Genomic DNA, 16,669 nt, shown 5'->3' with positions numbered 1-16,669 from the left:
CGGGCTCCGGCCTGAACGAGAACGCCCCGGAGGATCGCCTCCGGGGCGTTTTTCGTTTCCGCGGGTCACTTCGCCAGCCCCCCTCTCCCCCCCTTCGCGCCTCTCGCGCGAGCGGTCTTGCGGGGAACGGCGATAGCTGGGATATCCGGCGTTAACCTTTCGGAGGCGGCATGACCCTGCAGAAGCGGATCTGGGACCTGATCGTGCTGGCGATCTTCGTCTTCGCCGCCGCCTTCGCCACCGCGCCATGGTTCGCGTTCCGCGCCCTGAAAGCCGCCGCCCAGTACGAGGACGTGCAGGCGATCGGCGAGTTGGTCGACTTCCCCGCCGTGCGCCGCAGCCTGACCGGCCAGCTGGTGGCCGAGGCCCCCGCCGCCCAGCCGGAAGCCCCGTCGATCTGGCGCGACCCGCTCAACGTCTTCAGGAAGGCCATCGAACCGCTCGCCCCGCCCGAACCCAAGGTCGACCGCTACCTGACCGTGGCCGGCGTCTCGGCCCTGACCCGGGGCTACGCCCCTGGCAAGGCCCCACCCGCCATGTCCCGCGATGCTTCGCTGGGCGACCAGGTCAAGGACACCATCAAGGGCCCCTATCCCGGCATCGCCTATTGGGACCCCAACCGCGTGCGCATCGCGGTCAAGCGACCGGACGGCAGCGGCAGGGTCACGATCTTCACCTTCGAGCGCAGGGCGCTGTTCACCTGGAAGCTGGTGCATATCCGCCTGCCCGGCGACGAGCGCCAAGGTTGATCCACCTCTCGTGACGCCTCTCGTCCTCGACGTTCTGGCCCGGGTCTGGCCTTTCTTCCTGCTGGTCGGCGCCGGCGTGGCCCTCGCCCGGCTGCGCCTGCTGGACGGACGGATGACCCAAGGTCTGTCGACCTATGTCTACTGGGTCGGCTTTCCCGCCCTGCTGATTCACTCGCTGTCGCGCCTGGGCCGGCCCAGCCATGACCTGATCCTGGGCCTGGTCGCCTATGCCTGTATCGGCCTTCTGCTGATGGCCGCGACCGTGGCGGCGGGCCGTACGCTGGGCTGGAACCGGGCCGAGCGCGCCGGGGCAGGCATGGCGTCCGGCGTCGGCAACAGCGCCTTCCTGGCCCTGCCCGTCACCGCCGCGGTCCTCGGGGCCGAAGCCGCGCGGCTGGCCGCGGGCGTGGTGGCCATCGACTTCGCGGTGCTGGCGACCGCCGGGGTGGGCCTGCTGGGCTGGGCGGCCGGTCGGTCGGTCTGGCGCTCGACCGCGCAGGCGTTCCGCAATCCGGTCGTGGCCGCGGCCCTCGGCGGCGTCGCCCTGGCCCTGCTGGACATCGCCCTGCCCGAGCCGCTGGACCGCGCTGTCGGCATGGCCGCCGCCTCGGGCAGTCCGGTCGGCCTGGTGGCGCTGGGCGCGGCCCTAGGCCTGAGCGAGGCGGAGGACGAGGCCGCCCCAGCGACCGCGCCGGTGGTCCTGGCCACGCTCGTCAAGCTGGCCGCCTTCCCGCTGCTGGTCTGGCTGGCCGTCGGCCTGACCCCGGCCCCGCCCCTCTTCCGCGCCGGCGCGACCCTGCTGGCGGCCGCGCCGACGGCGGTCAACGTCTTCATCCAGACTCGCGCCTATGGCGTCTGGCCACGCGGCGCGGCGCGGATCGTGGCCCTGACCACGGCCGCCTCGGCGGTGACCCTGTCCATCGTCGCGCTGCTGCTGACAGCCCGCGTCAGCTAGGGCGTGTCGGCCTTTCTCAAGGGGTGGGCTGGCCCTTGGGGGCGAGCAGGTTCGAGGCCGGCCCGCCGCCGACCTTGGCTTGGTCGCCGGCCTTCCAGCCGGCGGGGCAGTCGCCGAGGCGGCGGTAACGGCGGGCCTGCACGACCGTGCCGATGTCGGCCTGAAGCGGCTGCAGGGCGAAGCGGACGGTGAAGTCGCTGGCGCGGTCGCCCTTGGTCGAGACGTAGAGGCCATAGCGCTGTCCGCTTGCCTCGCAGCGTCCGGCATAGTCGGTCGGCGTGTCGGTCGCGGGCTTGCCGTAGGGCTGGCACGGTTGGCCGGCGATGCTGGGCTCGGCGCGGGAGAAGGCCGCGAAGATCTCCGGATTGGCGCAGACCTCGACCGCGCCGGCCTGGCCGCCGGAGTCCTCGATGATCTCGACGCGCCAGAACGACGGCGGCGGGATGGCGGTCGACGGGGACTGGGTCTGGTCGCAGGCGGTGAGCCCCATCAGGAGCGCCAGTCCGATCCAGTTACGCATCTCGTCGCCCCAGAAGACTACAGGCGTAAATCAACATGGAAGCGAGCGCGCCGTCAAGCTTCGGGCATGAAAAAGGGGACGCCTCACAGCGTCCCCTTCGTCATTCGAACTGTCAGGCCGATCAGCCGGCCAGGATCGCCTTCACGGCGGCAAGGCCTTCGCTGGCCTTGCTGTCGTCCGGCGCGCCGCCCTGGGCGAAGTCGGCCTTGCCGCCCGCGCCCTGGCCGCCCATGGCGATCACGGCGGCCTTGGCGAGGTCGGCGGCGCTGAACTTGGCCGTCAGGTCGGCGGTCACGGCCACGGTGACCGCAGCCTTGCCGTCGCTTGTGCCAACCAGGGCCACGACGCCCGAGGTCAGCTGCTTCTTGAACTCCTCGGCGACGCCGCGCAGCTCCTTGCCGCCGACGCCGTCCAGGACACGGGCGATCAGAGCGACGCCATTGACGTCTTCCGGACCCGCCGCCGCGCCGCCGCCACCGCCCAGGGCCAGCTGCTTCTTGGCTTCGGCCAGTTCCTTCTCAAGACGCTTGCGGTCGGCGATCAGGGCGTCGACGCGCAGCGTCACCTCGGCCACCGGAGTCTTGAACTGGTCGGCCAGCGACTTGGCCACGCCCGCCTGGTCCAGCAGGAAGCGGCGGGCCGCCTCGCCGGTCAGGGCCTCGATGCGACGCACGCCGGCGGCGACACCCTGCTCCGAGACGATCTTGAACAGGGCGATATCGCCCGTGCGGGCCACGTGGGTGCCGCCGCACAGCTCGACCGAATAGGCCTTGGCCTCATCGCTCAGCGACTTGCCGAGCGTGAGCACGCGGACGCTGTCGCCGTACTTTTCGCCGAACAGGGCCACGGCGCCGGCCTCGATGGCCTCCTGCGGGGCCATTTCCTTAGTCTCGGCCGGGACGTTCTGGCGGATGACCGCGTTGACCTCGGCCTCGATCTTGTCGAGCTCCTCGGCCGTCAGCGGGCCGCCGTGGCTGAAGTCGAAGCGCATGCGCTCGCCGTCGACCATCTGGCCTTTCTGGGCGACGTGCGGACCCAGCACATGGTGCAGGGCGGCGTGCACCAGGTGAGCGGCCGAGTGGTTGGAACGGGTGGTGTGGCGGCGCTCGGCGTTAACCGAGGCCACGACCTGGTCGCCGACCTTCAGATCGCCCGACAGTTCGACGCGATGCACATAGAGCTCACCGGCCTGCTTCTGGGTGTCGATCACGAGGTTCTCGCGACCGTTGGCTTCCAGTACGCCGGTGTCGCCGGCCTGACCGCCGCTCTCGGCGTAGAAGCTGGTGCGATCCAGCAGCACCTCGACGGTCGCCCCGCCCGTGGCGCTTTCGACCTCGACCCCATCGACGACGATCGCCTTCACGACGCCCGTGGTCTCGGTGGTCTCGTAGCCGACGAAGTTCGTGGCGCCGGCCTTTTCCTTGATCGCGAACCAGGCGGCCGCGCCGGCCTGCTGGCCCGAGCCGGCCCAGTTAGCGCGCGCCATGTCGCGCTGCTTCTGCATCGCCGCGTCGAACGCGTCGGTGTCGACGGTCAGGCCCTTGGCGCGCACGGCGTCCTGGGTCAGGTCCAGCGGGAAACCGTAGGTGTCATAGAGCTTGAAGGCGGTCTCGCCGTCCAGCACGCCGCCGGCGGTCAGGTTGGCGGTCGCCTCGTCCAGCAGGCCCATGCCGCGACCCAGGGTGACGCGGAAGCGCTCTTCCTCCTGGCGCAGGGTCTCGACGATCGAGGCCTCGGCGCGGCGCAGCTCCGGATAGGCCTGGCCCATCTCGGCCACCAGGGTGGGGGCCAGACGGTGCATCAGGGGCTCCTGCGCGCCCAGCAGATAGGCGTGACGCATGGCGCGACGCATGATGCGGCGCAGGACGTAGCCACGGCCTTCGTTCGACGGGGTGACGCCGTCGGCCAGCAGGAACGAGGACGAGCGCAGGTGGTCGGCGATGACCCGGTGCGAAGGCGCTTCCGCGCCTTCGGCCTTGACGCCGGTCAGTTCGACGCTGGCGGCGATCAGGGCCTTGAACAGGTCGACATCGTAGTTGTTGTGCACGCCCTGCAGCACGGCCGCGACGCGCTCCAGACCCATGCCGGTGTCGATCGAGGGCTTGGGCAGCGCGACGCGCTCGCCGCCGGCCAACTGCTCGAACTGCATGAACACCAGGTTCCAGATCTCGATGAAGCGATCGCCGTCCTCATCGGGGCTGCCCGGAGGGCCGCCAGGGATGCCTTCGCCATGGTCGAAGAAGATTTCCGAGCACGGGCCGCAGGGGCCGGTGTCGCCCATCGACCAGAAGTTGTCGCTGGTCGGGATGCGGATGATGCGATCGTCGGACAGGCCGGCGATCTTCTTCCACAGGTCCGCCGCCTCGTCGTCGGTGTGGTAGACCGTGACCAGCAGCTTTTCCCTCGGCAGCTTGAACTCGCGGGTCAGCAGGGTCCAGGCATGGTGGATCGCCTGTTCCTTGAAGTAGTCGCCGAACGAGAAGTTGCCCAGCATCTCGAAGAAGGTGTGGTGGCGGGCGGTATAGCCGACATTGTCCAGGTCGTTGTGCTTGCCGCCGGCGCGGACGCACTTCTGCGAGCTGGCCGCGCGCGGATAGGCCGGGGTCTCGGCGCCGGTGAACACGTTCTTGAACGGCACCATGCCGGCATTGACGAACAGCAGGGTCGGATCGTTCTGCGGCACCAGCGGCGCCGACGGAACGACGGCGTGATCGGCCTTGCCGAAATAGTCGAGGAAGGTGCTGCGGATCTCGTTCAGGCTGGGCATGAGCGTCTCAAGTCTGGGCGTCCGGCGAGCGGCCGGGAGTCGCGCGCTGCATAGCGCGGTTTTTGGCGAAGGGGAAACCGACTCGGCAGATGGGGGCTCGGGACGGAGCGGAAAAGGGCGGGTTGGGCGCGCCGATGCTCCCCCGCGATGCGGGGGAGCATCCTCGTCCGACGAACGAAAAAGGCCGCCTGGCATGGGGTCCAGGCGGCCTGCGATCGCGGCCCTCGCGGCGGTCCGGCCGCGGGCGTGTTGAAGGCGGGGACGCCCGGGGTCGGGCGAGGGCCGCGAAACCTCGCGAGGAGACTATTCCTCCTCGCCGTCCTCCGGGCCGCCGACCAGAAGCTCTTCCTCGATCTTCTGCGACGACTTGCGAACCGCGGCCTCGATGGAGGCGGCGACGTCGGGATTGGTCTTCAGGAACTCGCGGACATTGTCGCGGCCCTGGCCGATGCGCTGGCTGCCGTACGAGAACCACGAGCCGGCCTTGTCGATGATCCCGGCCTTGACGCCCAGGTCGATGACTTCGCCCAGCTTGGAGATGCCCTCGCCGTACATGATGTCGAACTCGACCTCGCGGAACGGCGGGGCGACCTTGTTCTTGACCACCTTCACACGAACGTTGTTGCCGATGATCTCGTCACGCACCTTCACCGATCCGGTGCGGCGGATATCCAGGCGCACCGAGGCGTAGAACTTCAGCGCGTTGCCGCCCGTGGTCGTTTCCGGGCTGCCGTACATCACGCCGATCTTGTGACGGATCTGGTTGATGAAGATGACGATGGTGTTGGCCTTGTTGATCGAGGCGGTCAGCTTGCGCAGCGCCTGGCTCATCAGACGGGCCTGCAGGCCCGGCAGGCTGTCGCCCATCTCGCCTTCGATTTCAGCCTTCGGCGTCAGGGCCGCGACCGAGTCGATCACGACGATGTCTACGGCGCCCGAACGCACCAGGGTGTCGGTGATCTCCAGGGCCTGTTCGCCGTTGTCAGGCTGCGAGACCAGCAGATTGTCCAGATTGACGCCCAGCTTGAACGCATAGCCCGGATCCAGGGCGTGCTCGGCGTCGACGAAGGCGGCGGTGCCGCCGGCCTTCTGGACCTCGGCCACCACGTGCAGGGCCAGGGTCGTCTTACCCGAGCTTTCAGGGCCATAGATCTCGATGATCCGCCCCTTGGGCAGGCCGCCGATGCCAAGCGCGATGTCGAGGCCCAGCGAGCCCGTCGACACCGACTCCATCTCGACCTTGCCCTTTTCGCCCAGCTTCATCACCGAGCCCTTGCCGAACGCGCGGTCGATCTGGGCGAGAGCCGCCTCTAGCGCGCGTTGCTTGTCGCCTTCTTCTTTGCCCACGAGTTTCAAAGCCGCCTGACTAGCCATTGTTGTCCGCCCTCTATCCCATGATTCCGGTCGCCCGATCGGCGCTTCCCGCGCCGCGTCCCAACGACCTGTGGAACATGATCAAGTCGTACGCCCTTTGTTCCACGTTCGCAAGATGTTCCCCTCCATAGAAACGACCGTTTCTGTCGTAGGTCATAATGTCGCACCAGCGATAACCGGATATGAGGTCGCCCGTCCCGGCCCGAAACGGCTCTTTAAGTCCCGTCATGCCAGCTTCGCCGCTTCTTGGGGGCCCGGTTTTCTGGGGGGACTACCGACTTGTCTATCGATCCGCGTCGCCTTCTGGGCCTGGCGTTCGCCAGCGCCGATCTCCTCGTCGAACTGCAAAACGGCCGCGTGCGCCTGGTGCTGGGCGCCGCGCAGAAGGTCATGGGCCAAAGCGAGGCGGGGCTGACCGGCAAGGTGTGGCCGCACCTGTTCCACCCCGATGACCAGCCGTTGATGGACGCCATGCTGAACTGCGCCGACGACGGCGTGCGCCGTGGTCCGGTGGTGCTGCGCCTCGGTGGCCCCGGAAATCGCCACGTCCGCGTGATCCTGCGCGCCCTGCCCGAGAACGACGGCCGGGTCTCGCTGGCCGTCACCGCCGCCCAGTCGGCCGGTCCGCCGCTGACGGCCGGTACGCTGCATCCCCGCGAGTCGTTCGACGACATCGCCAAGGGTCTGTTCGAGGCCGCCCGCGTCACCGGCCTGGAGCTGGAACTGGCCATGGTCGAGTTCGCCGGCCTGGAGACGATGCGTGACGGCCTGCCGCCCGGTGAGGCGGTCGCCCTCGACATGCGCGTGGCCAGCGCCGTGCGCGCCGAGTCACACGGCGGTTCGGCCGCCACCCAGCTGTCGCCCGATCGTTTCGCCCTGCTGCGCACCCGCGACGACCGTCCGGACAACATGATCAAGCGCCTGACCCGCATGGTCAGCGCCGAGGCCCGCGCCCACATCGTGCCGCTGGAGGCCGGCGGCAGCTCGGCCCGCGCGCTTCGCGCGCTTCGCTACGCCCTCGACGACTTCCTGCGCGAGGGCCTGAAGGACATGCCGCCGATGACGCTGTCGGAGGCGATGAACCGGTCCGTGAAGCGCACCCTGGCCCGCGCCGGCGCCCTGGGCGTGGCTGTCAGCCAGCGCCGCTTCAACCTCGCCTACCAGCCGGTCGTGTCGCTGATGACCGGTCAGGCGCACCATCACGAGGTGCTGGTGCGCTTCGAGGACGGCGGCAGCCCGTTCGCCCTGATCCGCATGGCCGAGGAATTCGACCTGATCGAGGAGCTGGACCATGCCATCGTCGAACAGGCGGTGAAGAAGCTGTCCAACGACCAGGACCGGAAGCTGAAGCTGGCGGTGAACGTCTCGGGACGAACGATCGTCAACGAGACCTTCGTCGACCACGTCGGCCGCCTGCTGTCCAAGCACGACGAAGCCAAGGGCCGGCTGATCTTCGAGGTCACGGAGACGGCCGCGATCGACGACCTGCCGCGCGCCAACCGCCATATCCAAAGCCTGCGCAGCCTGGGCTCGATGGTCTGCCTGGACGACTTCGGCGCGGGCTCGTCGTCGTTCGCCTATCTGCAGCAGCTGTCGCTCGACATCGTCAAGATCGACGGCCGCTATGTCCGCGAGTTGGCCGACAATGGGCGCGATGGCGCCCTGGTGCGTCGTCTGGTCGAGCTGTGCCAGGATCTGAAGATCCGCACCGTGGCCGAGATGGTCGAGACGGTGGAGGTGGCCGATATCGTCCGCGCGGCCGGCGTCGACTTCGCCCAGGGCTGGCTCTATGGCAAGCCAGCCGACAAGCCGAGCCCGCCCTTGCGCCCCACCCCCGCGGTCGCCGCGGTGGCCCGCCGGACAGGAGCGTCGGAGAGCTGGGGGTAGACCATAACCCTCCTCCCCCGCCTGGGGGAGGAGATTTCCAGCTAGCTCAGGCCTTGCCGCCCTTGCTGACGATGTAGTCGTCGATCACGCGTTCCAGCGTGGTCAGCGGGGTCATGCCCGAGAGCAGGCCCGCGTCGTGGAACTCGCGGATGTCGAACTTCTTGCCGAGCGCCTTCTGGGCCTTGGCCCGGGCCCGCAGCCAGACGATCTTGCCGATCATGTAGCTGCAGGCCTGACCCGGCCACACGACGTAGCGTTCGATCTCGGTGATCGCGCCGCTCTCCTCGTCGCCCATGGTCTCGGCCATGTACTTCACGGCCTGCTCGCGGCTCCACTTCTTGTAGTGCATGCCGGTGTCGACCACGAGGCGGACGGCGCGGAACAGGGCGTCGTGCAGCATGCCGATGTGACCGCGCGGATCGGTTTTGTAGATGCCCATCTCGACGGCCAACTGCTCGGAATAGAGCGCCCAGCCCTCGGTGTAGCCCGAGAAGCCGATGATCTTGCGGATCATGGGCAGGCCCTTGGCCTCGTTCGAGATCGACAGCTGCAGGTGGTGGCCCGGGACGCCCTCGTGCACCGTCAGGGTGGTCAGGGTGTACTTGGCCTGTTCCTTGGTGTCGCGCAGGTTGATCCAGTAGATGCCTGGACGCTTGCCGTCGAGCGAGGGCGAGTTGTAGTAGCCGCCCGGCGCGCCGGCCTCGATGGCCTTGGGCACGCGGCGGATCTCCAGCGGCGCCTTGGGCAGGGCGCCGAAATAGGCTGGCAGCTGCTTCTGGATCCAGGCGGCCTTTTCGTTCAGGTCCTTGATCAGCTGTTCCTTGGCCGCGTCGGTGTTCGGATAGATGTCCTCGCCCAGCTTGGCCAGGCGCTCGCCGACCGTGCCCTTGGTCATGCCGATGCTCTTGAAGAGCTTGTCGGCCTCGACGTTGATCGACTTCACCAGGTCCAGGCCCAGCTGGTGGATCTCGTCCGGCTTCAGGTCCGAGGTCGTGTAGTTCTTCAGCGACACGGCGTAGTAGTCGCCGCCGTCCTTCAGGCGCCACACGCCGGCGTCGTGGGTGGCCTTGCCACGGACGCTCTCCAGCAGGGCGATCTGACGCTTCAGGGCCGGCAGGACCGAGCCTTCGTAGATCCGCGAGGCCTCGGCGGCCCAGTCGCCCGCGATCTTCTTGTCTTTCGTCCGGCGCGCGATCGACTTGACCAGCGGCGCGTCGGCCGTCGGGGTGTCGGCGAAGGCCTTCATCTGGACCAGGGTCTTGTCGATGATGAAGTCCGGCGGGATCACGCCGTCGGCGAAGTCCTGCTTCGCGATCGCGCTTTCCTGATCCATCAGGCGGGCGAAGCCCTCCATGCGCGACAGATAGGCGTCGGCGTCGGCCTTGGTCTCGATGCTGTGCTGGGTGTCGAGGAAGTCCGGCATCTGCTGGTAGCTGCCGGTCAGTTGGCTGAGCACGTAGGGCGCGCCCGAACCGCCGCCGCCGTAGGTGAACTTCTTGTTGCCCTCGTCCTGCACCGCCAGCACGAACTCGACGGTGTCGTAGTTGGCGGCGTCCATGCCCTTCAGAGCGCGGCGGTCGATGCCGCGCAGGGCGGCCAGTTGCTGGGAGGTCTGGGCCGCGCCCGACTTGATGGCGGCGAACGAGCGGTCGCTGAGCAGCCCCTTGGTCCAGGCCAGGTCACCGCTGTCCAGGCCCAGGCCGGTCGCCGTCTCGGGCGACTGGCGCAGCTGCTTGGCCATGATCTCGTCGAACAGGGCGTTAAGCTTGGCGACCTCGCCTTCGCGCGCGAAGGCCATGGACGGCGCGCCGCCGGTGGCGGCGAAGCCGGCCGCTGCGGTGGCGAACATCATTTGACGACGGTTGAGCAAGGCTTTTCCTCCCCGGGCCCCTAATTGAGGGCGAAGGCGTAAGCCCCCGCCCGGCTTTGGCGAAATTAATTCCGCGTCATGCGGGCGATTACAATCACCAAGCTCACACCAGCGTCACGAACAGTTCGTTCTCGATCACCCACTGGCCGGTGACCTTCTTCCAGGTGGCCAGGTAGGTCCCCGACTGCTCGGGAGCGTCCTTCCATTGGCCGACCCAGCGACCGCGCTCGGCGGCGCGGGTCCCCTCGGCGTTCAGGCTGATCTCTTCCGTCGTGCGGACGTAGGCCCCGAAGCCCTTCTCGGCGAACTGGCTGGCGAAGGCGGCCAGCACGTCCTCGGCCCCCAGCAGCAGCGAGCCGTCGCCCGCGATCAGGGTGACGCGCGGATCGAAGAACGGCCGCAGGCGCGCGGCGTCCTTGGCGGCGATCAGCTTGTTGGTCAGCTTGCGGCGGGCGGCGATGGCGTCTTCCGGCGTGGTCATGGTCTTCCCTACTCTGCGCGCCGGTGTAGCTTGCTCATTGTTCGACGCAAACTCAGAGCCGCGATGCCCGCACCGACCCTGACCACCGCCCGCCTGACCCTGGCGCCCCCGACACTCAGCGACTTCGAGGACAGCCGCGACATGTGGGCCGATCCGGTGGTGGTCCGCCACGTCGGCGCGCGTCCGTTCACCGACGAGGAGACCTGGACGCGGCTGATGCGGGCCCGGGGCCTGTGGGAGGTGCTGGGCTTCGGCTACTGGGCGGTGCGCGAGACCTCGACCGGCCGCTATGTCGGCGAGGTCGGCTTCGCCGACCTGCGCCGCGATATCCAGCCCAGCCTGTACGGCCTGCCGGAGATGGGCTGGGTGCTGTCGGCCTGGTCGCACGGTCAGGGCTTCGGTGCGGAGGCGGTCCGCGCGGGCCTGGCCTGGATCGACGAGACCCTTGCCCCGCCGGTCGTGCCTTGCATCATCGACCCCGAAAACGCCGCCTCCCTGGCCCTTGCCGCCAAGGTCGGCTTCACGCTGAAGACCCACACGACGTTCAGGGGCTCGCCGATCGTGGTGCTGGAGCGGCGCCGGTAACGCTTGTACAGTTTTTACGAAACTTCAGCTTGATCCGGGCCGTCGCGCCCCATAGGTTCCGCGGCGTCGCGGGGGCGCGATCGCTTACGGAGTCCAAGTAAGTGTTGAGTTCTGCTCACCGGGCTGGCGCGCTCACGCCGGCCACGGGCCGATTCCGCGCGTCGACCGCGCTCTCGGCCATCCTCGCCCCGATGCTGCTGCTGTCGCCCGTCGCCGCCCATGCCGACGATCCTTCCAAGGCCAGCCCGATCTTCGGCGACAAGCCGCTCACGGACGGTGACGACGAGGTCACCAACAACGGTCCCGTCGACCTTACCGCGGACGTCGATTTCCTCGCCGGCTCCGACACGCTGGTGAACAACGACGTCATCACGGTCGGCGCCGGCGCGACGGCCCCCGTGAAAGTGTCCCTGCTGTCGCTCGACGCCCTCAAGAACCAGGGCCTGATCGACCTGCGCAACGGCCATGTCGGCGACGTCCTGACGCTTTCAGGCGACTATAACGGGGCCACCGGCAAGGCGCGCCTGGGACTCGATGTCGGGCCGAACGGCGCCGACATGCTTGTCGTCGGCGATGTCGCCAACGGCAGCACGCAGATTCTCCTGGGCGGCGTTTCGGCGAAGACCGCCGTCCTCACCGGCGACAAGGGCCCCATCCTGATCCAGGCCGGCGCGGACTCGAAGGCGGACGCCTTCCGCATCGAGAACTACGAGATCGGCCTGATCCGCTACGGCCTGCTCTTCGACGCGAAGACCGCCACCTACCGCCTGAAGGGCGTGGCGGGTCAGCGGACCTATGAAGCGCTGAAGATCTCCGAGGGCGCCGGGTCCGTCTGGCGCCAGTCGGCCGACGCCTGGAGCGCGCATGTGGCCAGCCTGCGCGACGCCAGCTCCGCCGCCAACGGCGCGGGCCTGTGGGGGCAGACCTATGGCGGACGGCAGGACCGCGATGACGATGTCGCCGCGTCGGCCCAGCGCGAGGTCGCCGTCGACTACGAGCAGACCACCTACGGCGGCCAGATGGGTCTGGACCTGCTCAACGCCGGCCTGGACGACGGACGCATCGCCTTGGGCCTGACCGGTGGCTACGCCGACGCGAAGATGCGGTTCAGCGGCGTCGCGGGCCAGGAGGTCAAGCTTAGGGTTGTCAATTTCGGCGGCTATGTCGCCCTGACCCAGGGCGGCTTCTTCCTCAACGCCCTGGCCAAGGCCGACCGCCAGTCGATCAAGGCGCGCAACGATGTCGACGGCATCGACGCCAAGTTCGACGGCACCGCCTACGGCGCCCAGGTCGAGACCGGCCATCGGTTCGGCGACGGCGATCTGGCCTACGAGACGCTGCTGGGCGTCAACTATGTCAGCACGCGCCTCGACGACATGGAGACCCTGGGCCAGCGCCTGGACTTCGATCACGCCACTGGCTTCACCGCCAGGGCCGGCCTGCGCGGCGCGGCGCGGAACGACTTGCTGGGCGGCGCCCTGACCACCTATGGCGCGGCGTTCGTGGTCCACGACTTCACGGTCAAGAACGGCCTCACCCTGGTCAGCGGCGGTGAGAGCGAGCACCTGTCGAAGGACGGCGGCCGCACCTTTGGCCAGGTCACCGTCGGCGTCAGCTACCGGTCCGCTGGCGGCATGATCACCTTCGCGGAGGCCGGCGGCGACTACGGCGGCGGTCGACAGGGCGGCGGCCTGCGGATCGGGGCGCGCTTCGGCTTCTAGTGTGCTGGATTTGAAGTTCGTCGGAGCTTGCCACGAACGCTTGCGAACTTCGGAATCGGGACACTAGGCCAGGGCTCGCCTGAACACACTGCGGGCGGCGCCGTGAAAGACGGCGTCGCGTTCGTAGGACAGACCGGCCTTCTGGAGCGCGTTCTCCGAAGGCCGGTTCCCCTTCCGCGTGAGACCACCGCCCATTGGGAAGTTTCCGCATCCGGTGCTAGGACGCGTCCATGGTTCGCAAAGTCACCGCCAAAGTCATCAAGGATCCGACCGCGGAGGCCGACCGCGCCTGGTTCGAGGCTCATCCCGAACGGCGCTTCCGCCTGCGCGATCCAGCCCTGGTCGAGTTCCAGGACCCACTGGGCGATCCTGGCGAGGGCTTCTCCTGGCGCGTGCTGATCGCCCGTCTGCCCGACGGCGGCCGCCTGCGCCTGCCGGTCTCGCTGGCGTGGGAGCTGCACAACGACCACGCCAAGGACCAGCATCTGAAGATCCTGTTCGACCAGGTCGCCCCGCCCGAGGCCAAGGCGCGTCTAGGCTGAACCGGATCATGCGGGGGGAGATGATCCGCACGATCCTCCTGTGGGCGCTGGTCCTGGCGCTGGGCGCGTTCGCGCTGCAGTGGCTGGAGTACCGGTTCGTGGCCCGCGCCTTCTCCTGGCAAATCTATGTCGGCCTGATCGGCGCGGCTTTCGCGGCCGGCGGTGTCTGGGTCGGCTGGAAGCTGGCGGCGCGGGCGCGGCCCGAGAGCTTCCAGCGTAACGGCGCCGCCATCGCCGCCCTGGGCTTGACCGGCCAGGAAATGAAGGTGCTGGAGCGCCTGGCGGCCGGTCGCTCCAACAAGGAGATCGCCCGCGACCTCGGCCTCTCGCCCAACACGGTCAAGACTCACGTCGCCAACCTCTACGCCAAGCTGGAGGTCAGCCGTCGCACCCAGGCGATCGGCAAGGCCCGGGATCTGGCGCTGATCCCCTAGCTTGACCGCCGCCCTGTAGGGCGAAACTGTCGATCTCACCCTTTCGGGCGATACCGTCGCGGGCGCGACGACGGCAGCTTCGGGACGCGTCGCAGGGGCGGCGCGGAGGAGGAATCCCATGACACGCACCATCCTGACCTACGGCCTGATCTCGGGCGTCATCATCCTGCTGGGGGTCCTGGCGACGATCGTCTTCAACCCCGGCGGCCATTCGCACGGCAGCGTCTGGCTAGGTTACCTGATCATGCTGATCGGCCTGTCGGCGATCCTGCTGGCCGTGAAGTCGCACCGCGACAAGGCGTTGGGCGGGGTCATCAGGTTCTGGCCGGCCTTCCTGATCGGCCTCGGCGTCGCGGTCGTGGCGACCATCGCCTACGCCGCCGTCTGGGAGGTCTATCTGGCGATCACCCACTACCGCTTCATGGACGAGTACACGGCCAGCATGCTGGCCCGAAAGAAGGCAGCCGGGATCAGCGGCGCGGACTATGCGAAGGCCGTCGCCCAGATGGAGCAGATGAAGGCGAGCTACGCCAACCCGCTATTCCGCATACCTATGACCATGGCCGAGATCTTCCCCGTCGGCCTGCTGGTCGCCCTGGTCAGCGCGGCCCTGGTGCGCAATTCCAAGTTCCTGCCGGCCAAGGCCTCGGTCGCTCCGCGATAGGTGAGCGACCGAGGAGCCTCACGCGGCCTGCAGCTGCTGCTTGACCCGCTCGGCCAGGGTCTTGATGTCGATCGGCTTGGGCAGGAAGGTCACGCCGGTCTCGCCTTCCAGCAGATCGCTGAACTCGGCCTCGGCATAGCCGGAGATGAACATCACCGGCGCATTGCCCAGATAGCCGCGGGCCTTCTTCAGCAGGGTCGGGCCGTCGATGCCGGGCATGATCACGTCGGAGATCAGCAGGTCGATCGTGCCAGCGTGCTCCTCGGCGATCAGCAGGGCCTCCTCGCCGTCGGCGGCCTCCAGCACCTCGTAGCCGCGCGCGCGCAGCAGGCGGGCGGCTACGCTGCGGACGGCGTCCTCGTCCTCGACGAACAGGATGCGGCCGGCGCCCGACAGGTCGCGGGCGGCGCGCGGCTTCACCGGCTCGGCGGCGACCTGGACGGCGGCGGCCCCCGCCGGGGCGTCGTAGATGGGCAGGAAGATGCGGAAGGCCGCGCCCTCGCCCGGACGGCTGTGGACGTGGATCCAGCCATCGCTCTGCTTGACGATGCCATAGACCGTGGCCAGGCCCAGGCCGGTGCCCTCGCCCACCGGCTTGGTGGTGAAGAACGGGTCGAAGATCTTGCCCATCACGTCGGGCGGGATACCCGGACCGTCGTCCGACACCTCGATGAAGGCGACGTCGCTCTCGGCGGCCGGGAAGCCCAGACCGATGGCTTCGTCGCGGGTCAGGCGCGCCGTGCGGATGCGCACGATGCCGCCGCCCTTGGCCGCGCGAACGGCGTCGCGGGCGTTGACGGCCAGGTTCATGACCGCCGTCTCGAGCTGGCTCTTGTCGGCTCGCACCTTGGGCAGGTCGCGGCCGTAGTCGGTGATCAGCTTGACGTCCTCGCGCAGCAGGCGGCGCAGCAGGACCTCGAACTCGGAGATCAGCTCGCCCAGGTCCAGCACTTCGCGTTGGACGGTCTGCTTGCGCGAGAAGGCCAGCAGCTTGCGGACCAGGTCGGCGGCGCGCACCCCCGTCTGGCGGATTTCGTTCAAGCCCTCGTACGACGGGTCGCCGACTGGGTGACGGTGCAGCAGTTCGTCCAGGCGCAGCTGGATGGCGGTCAGCAGGTTGTTGAAGTCGTGGGCGACGCCGCCGGCCAGCTGGCCGATGGCCTGCATCTTCTGCGACTGGGCCAGCTGAAGCTCCATCTGCTTCTGCTCGGACACGTCGATCATGTAGGCCACGACACGGCCCTCGGCGCGGTAGAGATAGAGATGGGCGATGCGGGTCTGATCGCGGGCCAGACGCACCTCGAACGGGCCGGCCTTGCCCTCGTTCAGGCGGGTCTCGGCCTCGGCGCGCGAGGCCGGATCGATCAGGTCTCCGAACACCATGCCGGCCTTGCCGCCGGTCATGGTCGTCAGGGCCGGATTGACCTCCAGCACCCTCGACTTGAAGGGGTCCAGCCCCTCAAGCAGAGCCGCACCGAACGGCGAGGCGCCGGCGAAGGCGTCCAGGGTGGTCGGCGGCGGGGCGACGCGCTCGGCGACCGGCGCGGCCGCCAGCGTCTCGACCACGCGTTCAAGCTCGACGATCGGCGTCAGACGGATCAGCAGGCGACCGCCCGCCAGGCGCGAGACATTGGCCGTATGGTCGACGCCACTGGCCCGCAGTACGCCTTGCGCCATCTCGCCCTTGCGGGCCTGGACCAGGGCGGCGAACAGGCTGGAGCCGGCCACGCCCTTGGGCAGGCGGCGCTGGTCGCCCATCACCTCGCGCCAGGACAGGTTGGCGGCCAGCAAACGACCGTCCGGCGCGGCCAGGGCCGCCGGCTCGCTGAGGGCGTCGATGAAGCCCTCGGCCTGGTCGACGTCGGCGCCCGTCACCGCCGAGCCCCGGATGGCCACAAGGCCCAGGATCGCCACGCCAGCCACGCCGAGCAGCAACAGCAGGCCGGCCAGGGTCACCGGCCCGGCCTTCAGCGCCGGCGCCACGGCGAACGCCGCCGCGGCCACGAAGAATACCGCCGCGCCCGCCAGCCACGGATCGAAGCGCCGGCGGGGCGCGCCGGTCGTAGCTTTGTCCTGGAGCTGGAAATCGGCCATGGGCGGGATTGTTACCTTTGTTACGG

Annotated in this window: 14 protein-coding genes; 8 read left to right on the top strand and 6 right to left on the bottom strand. The window is 68.7% G+C overall.

What is annotated here, in order from left to right; translation table 11 throughout:
* Positions 1-170 precede the first annotated feature (170 nt).
* Entirely contained in the window at positions 171-749 is a 579-nt protein-coding gene (locus tag AC1RJ9_RS02300; protein WP_492835080.1) for a DUF2939 domain-containing protein, read from the top strand.
* Positions 750-759: 10 nt separating this feature from the next.
* Positions 760-1,704, top strand: a complete 945-nt coding sequence (locus tag AC1RJ9_RS02295; RefSeq protein WP_492835082.1) for an AEC family transporter — start codon at positions 760-762, stop codon at positions 1,702-1,704.
* A gap of 16 nt (positions 1,705-1,720) precedes the next feature.
* On the opposite strand, the gene AC1RJ9_RS02290 is transcribed toward AC1RJ9_RS02295, so the two are convergent.
* From AC1RJ9_RS02290 to recA, 3 genes are all read right to left on the bottom strand, one after another.
* On the bottom strand, positions 1,721-2,224 hold the full coding sequence (locus AC1RJ9_RS02290; RefSeq protein WP_492835084.1) for a hypothetical protein: 504 nt from the start codon (positions 2,222-2,224) through the stop codon (positions 1,721-1,723).
* Positions 2,225-2,345: 121 nt separating this feature from the next.
* Positions 2,346-4,991 (bottom strand): alanine--tRNA ligase, encoded by a 2,646-nt coding sequence (alaS, locus tag AC1RJ9_RS02285; protein ID WP_492835086.1) that lies wholly within the window; start codon positions 4,989-4,991, stop codon positions 2,346-2,348.
* Positions 4,992-5,294: 303 nt separating this feature from the next.
* A complete protein-coding gene (recA, locus tag AC1RJ9_RS02280; RefSeq protein ID WP_099580226.1) occupies positions 5,295-6,365 on the bottom strand; it encodes a recombinase RecA in 1,071 nt (356 codons plus the stop codon).
* Between the two features lie 279 nt (positions 6,366-6,644).
* On the opposite strand from recA, the gene AC1RJ9_RS02275 reads away from it, so the two are divergent.
* On the top strand, positions 6,645-8,252 hold the full coding sequence (locus AC1RJ9_RS02275) for an EAL domain-containing protein (protein WP_492835088.1): 1,608 nt from the start codon (positions 6,645-6,647) through the stop codon (positions 8,250-8,252).
* Positions 8,253-8,298: 46 nt separating this feature from the next.
* Here AC1RJ9_RS02275 and AC1RJ9_RS02270 read toward each other — a convergent pair whose 3' ends face one another.
* Positions 8,299-10,122, bottom strand: coding sequence for a DUF885 domain-containing protein (locus AC1RJ9_RS02270; protein ID WP_492835090.1), 1,824 nt, complete (start codon positions 10,120-10,122; stop codon positions 8,299-8,301).
* A 103-nt stretch (positions 10,123-10,225) separates the two neighbouring features.
* Positions 10,226-10,603, bottom strand: a complete 378-nt coding sequence (locus AC1RJ9_RS02265) for a nuclear transport factor 2 family protein (RefSeq protein WP_492835092.1) — start codon at positions 10,601-10,603, stop codon at positions 10,226-10,228.
* Positions 10,604-10,666: 63 nt separating this feature from the next.
* Between AC1RJ9_RS02265 and AC1RJ9_RS02260 the strand changes: the two genes are divergently transcribed.
* The 5 genes from AC1RJ9_RS02260 to AC1RJ9_RS02240 all read left to right on the top strand — a co-directional run bounded on the left by AC1RJ9_RS02260 (position 10,667) and on the right by AC1RJ9_RS02240 (position 14,549).
* The gene (locus AC1RJ9_RS02260) at positions 10,667-11,188 is read left to right on the top strand and encodes a GNAT family N-acetyltransferase (RefSeq protein ID WP_492835094.1); all 522 of its coding nucleotides are present in this window, start codon (positions 10,667-10,669) and stop codon (positions 11,186-11,188) included.
* A 101-nt stretch (positions 11,189-11,289) separates the two neighbouring features.
* Entirely contained in the window at positions 11,290-12,909 is a 1,620-nt protein-coding gene (locus AC1RJ9_RS02255) for an autotransporter domain-containing protein (RefSeq protein ID WP_492835096.1), read from the top strand.
* Positions 12,910-13,139: 230 nt separating this feature from the next.
* Positions 13,140-13,451 (top strand): hypothetical protein, encoded by a 312-nt coding sequence (locus AC1RJ9_RS02250; RefSeq protein ID WP_492835098.1) that lies wholly within the window; start codon positions 13,140-13,142, stop codon positions 13,449-13,451.
* Between the two features lie 20 nt (positions 13,452-13,471).
* Complete coding sequence (locus tag AC1RJ9_RS02245; protein ID WP_492835100.1) at positions 13,472-13,885, top strand: response regulator transcription factor; 414 nt, start codon at positions 13,472-13,474, stop codon at positions 13,883-13,885.
* A gap of 118 nt (positions 13,886-14,003) precedes the next feature.
* Positions 14,004-14,549, top strand: a complete 546-nt coding sequence (locus AC1RJ9_RS02240; protein WP_492835102.1) for a DUF4199 domain-containing protein — start codon at positions 14,004-14,006, stop codon at positions 14,547-14,549.
* 18 nt (positions 14,550-14,567) lie between these two features.
* Here AC1RJ9_RS02240 and cckA read toward each other — a convergent pair whose 3' ends face one another.
* The gene (gene cckA / locus AC1RJ9_RS02235) at positions 14,568-16,643 is read right to left on the bottom strand and encodes a cell cycle histidine kinase CckA (RefSeq protein WP_492835104.1); all 2,076 of its coding nucleotides are present in this window, start codon (positions 16,641-16,643) and stop codon (positions 14,568-14,570) included.
* Positions 16,644-16,669: the final 26 nt, after the last annotated feature.

This window comes from Caulobacter sp. GW822-FHT07D08, from assembly GCF_058798735.1.
Note: the sequence above shows the minus strand (reverse complement) of the source record. Positions and strands in the feature narration are given on the sequence as shown.

Bases quoted from the DNA above. Each gene is read 5' to 3' on its own strand.
- AC1RJ9_RS02300 (WP_492835080.1), top strand. From the start codon at position 171: ATGACCCTGCAGAAGCGGATCTGGGACCTGATCGTGCTGGCGATCTTC.
- AC1RJ9_RS02290 (WP_492835084.1), bottom strand. From the start codon at position 2,224: ATGCGTAACTGGATCGGACTGGCGCTCCTGATGGGGCTCACCGCCTGC.
- alaS (WP_492835086.1), bottom strand. From the start codon at position 4,991: ATGCCCAGCCTGAACGAGATCCGCAGCACCTTCCTCGACTATTTCGGC.
- recA (WP_099580226.1), bottom strand. From the start codon at position 6,365: ATGGCTAGTCAGGCGGCTTTGAAACTCGTGGGCAAAGAAGAAGGCGAC.
- AC1RJ9_RS02265 (WP_492835092.1), bottom strand. From the start codon at position 10,603: ATGACCACGCCGGAAGACGCCATCGCCGCCCGCCGCAAGCTGACCAAC.
- AC1RJ9_RS02260 (WP_492835094.1), top strand. From the start codon at position 10,667: ATGCCCGCACCGACCCTGACCACCGCCCGCCTGACCCTGGCGCCCCCG.
- AC1RJ9_RS02250 (WP_492835098.1), top strand. From the start codon at position 13,140: ATGGTTCGCAAAGTCACCGCCAAAGTCATCAAGGATCCGACCGCGGAG.
- AC1RJ9_RS02245 (WP_492835100.1), top strand. From the start codon at position 13,472: ATGATCCGCACGATCCTCCTGTGGGCGCTGGTCCTGGCGCTGGGCGCG.
- AC1RJ9_RS02240 (WP_492835102.1), top strand. From the start codon at position 14,004: ATGACACGCACCATCCTGACCTACGGCCTGATCTCGGGCGTCATCATC.
- cckA (WP_492835104.1), bottom strand. From the start codon at position 16,643: ATGGCCGATTTCCAGCTCCAGGACAAAGCTACGACCGGCGCGCCCCGC.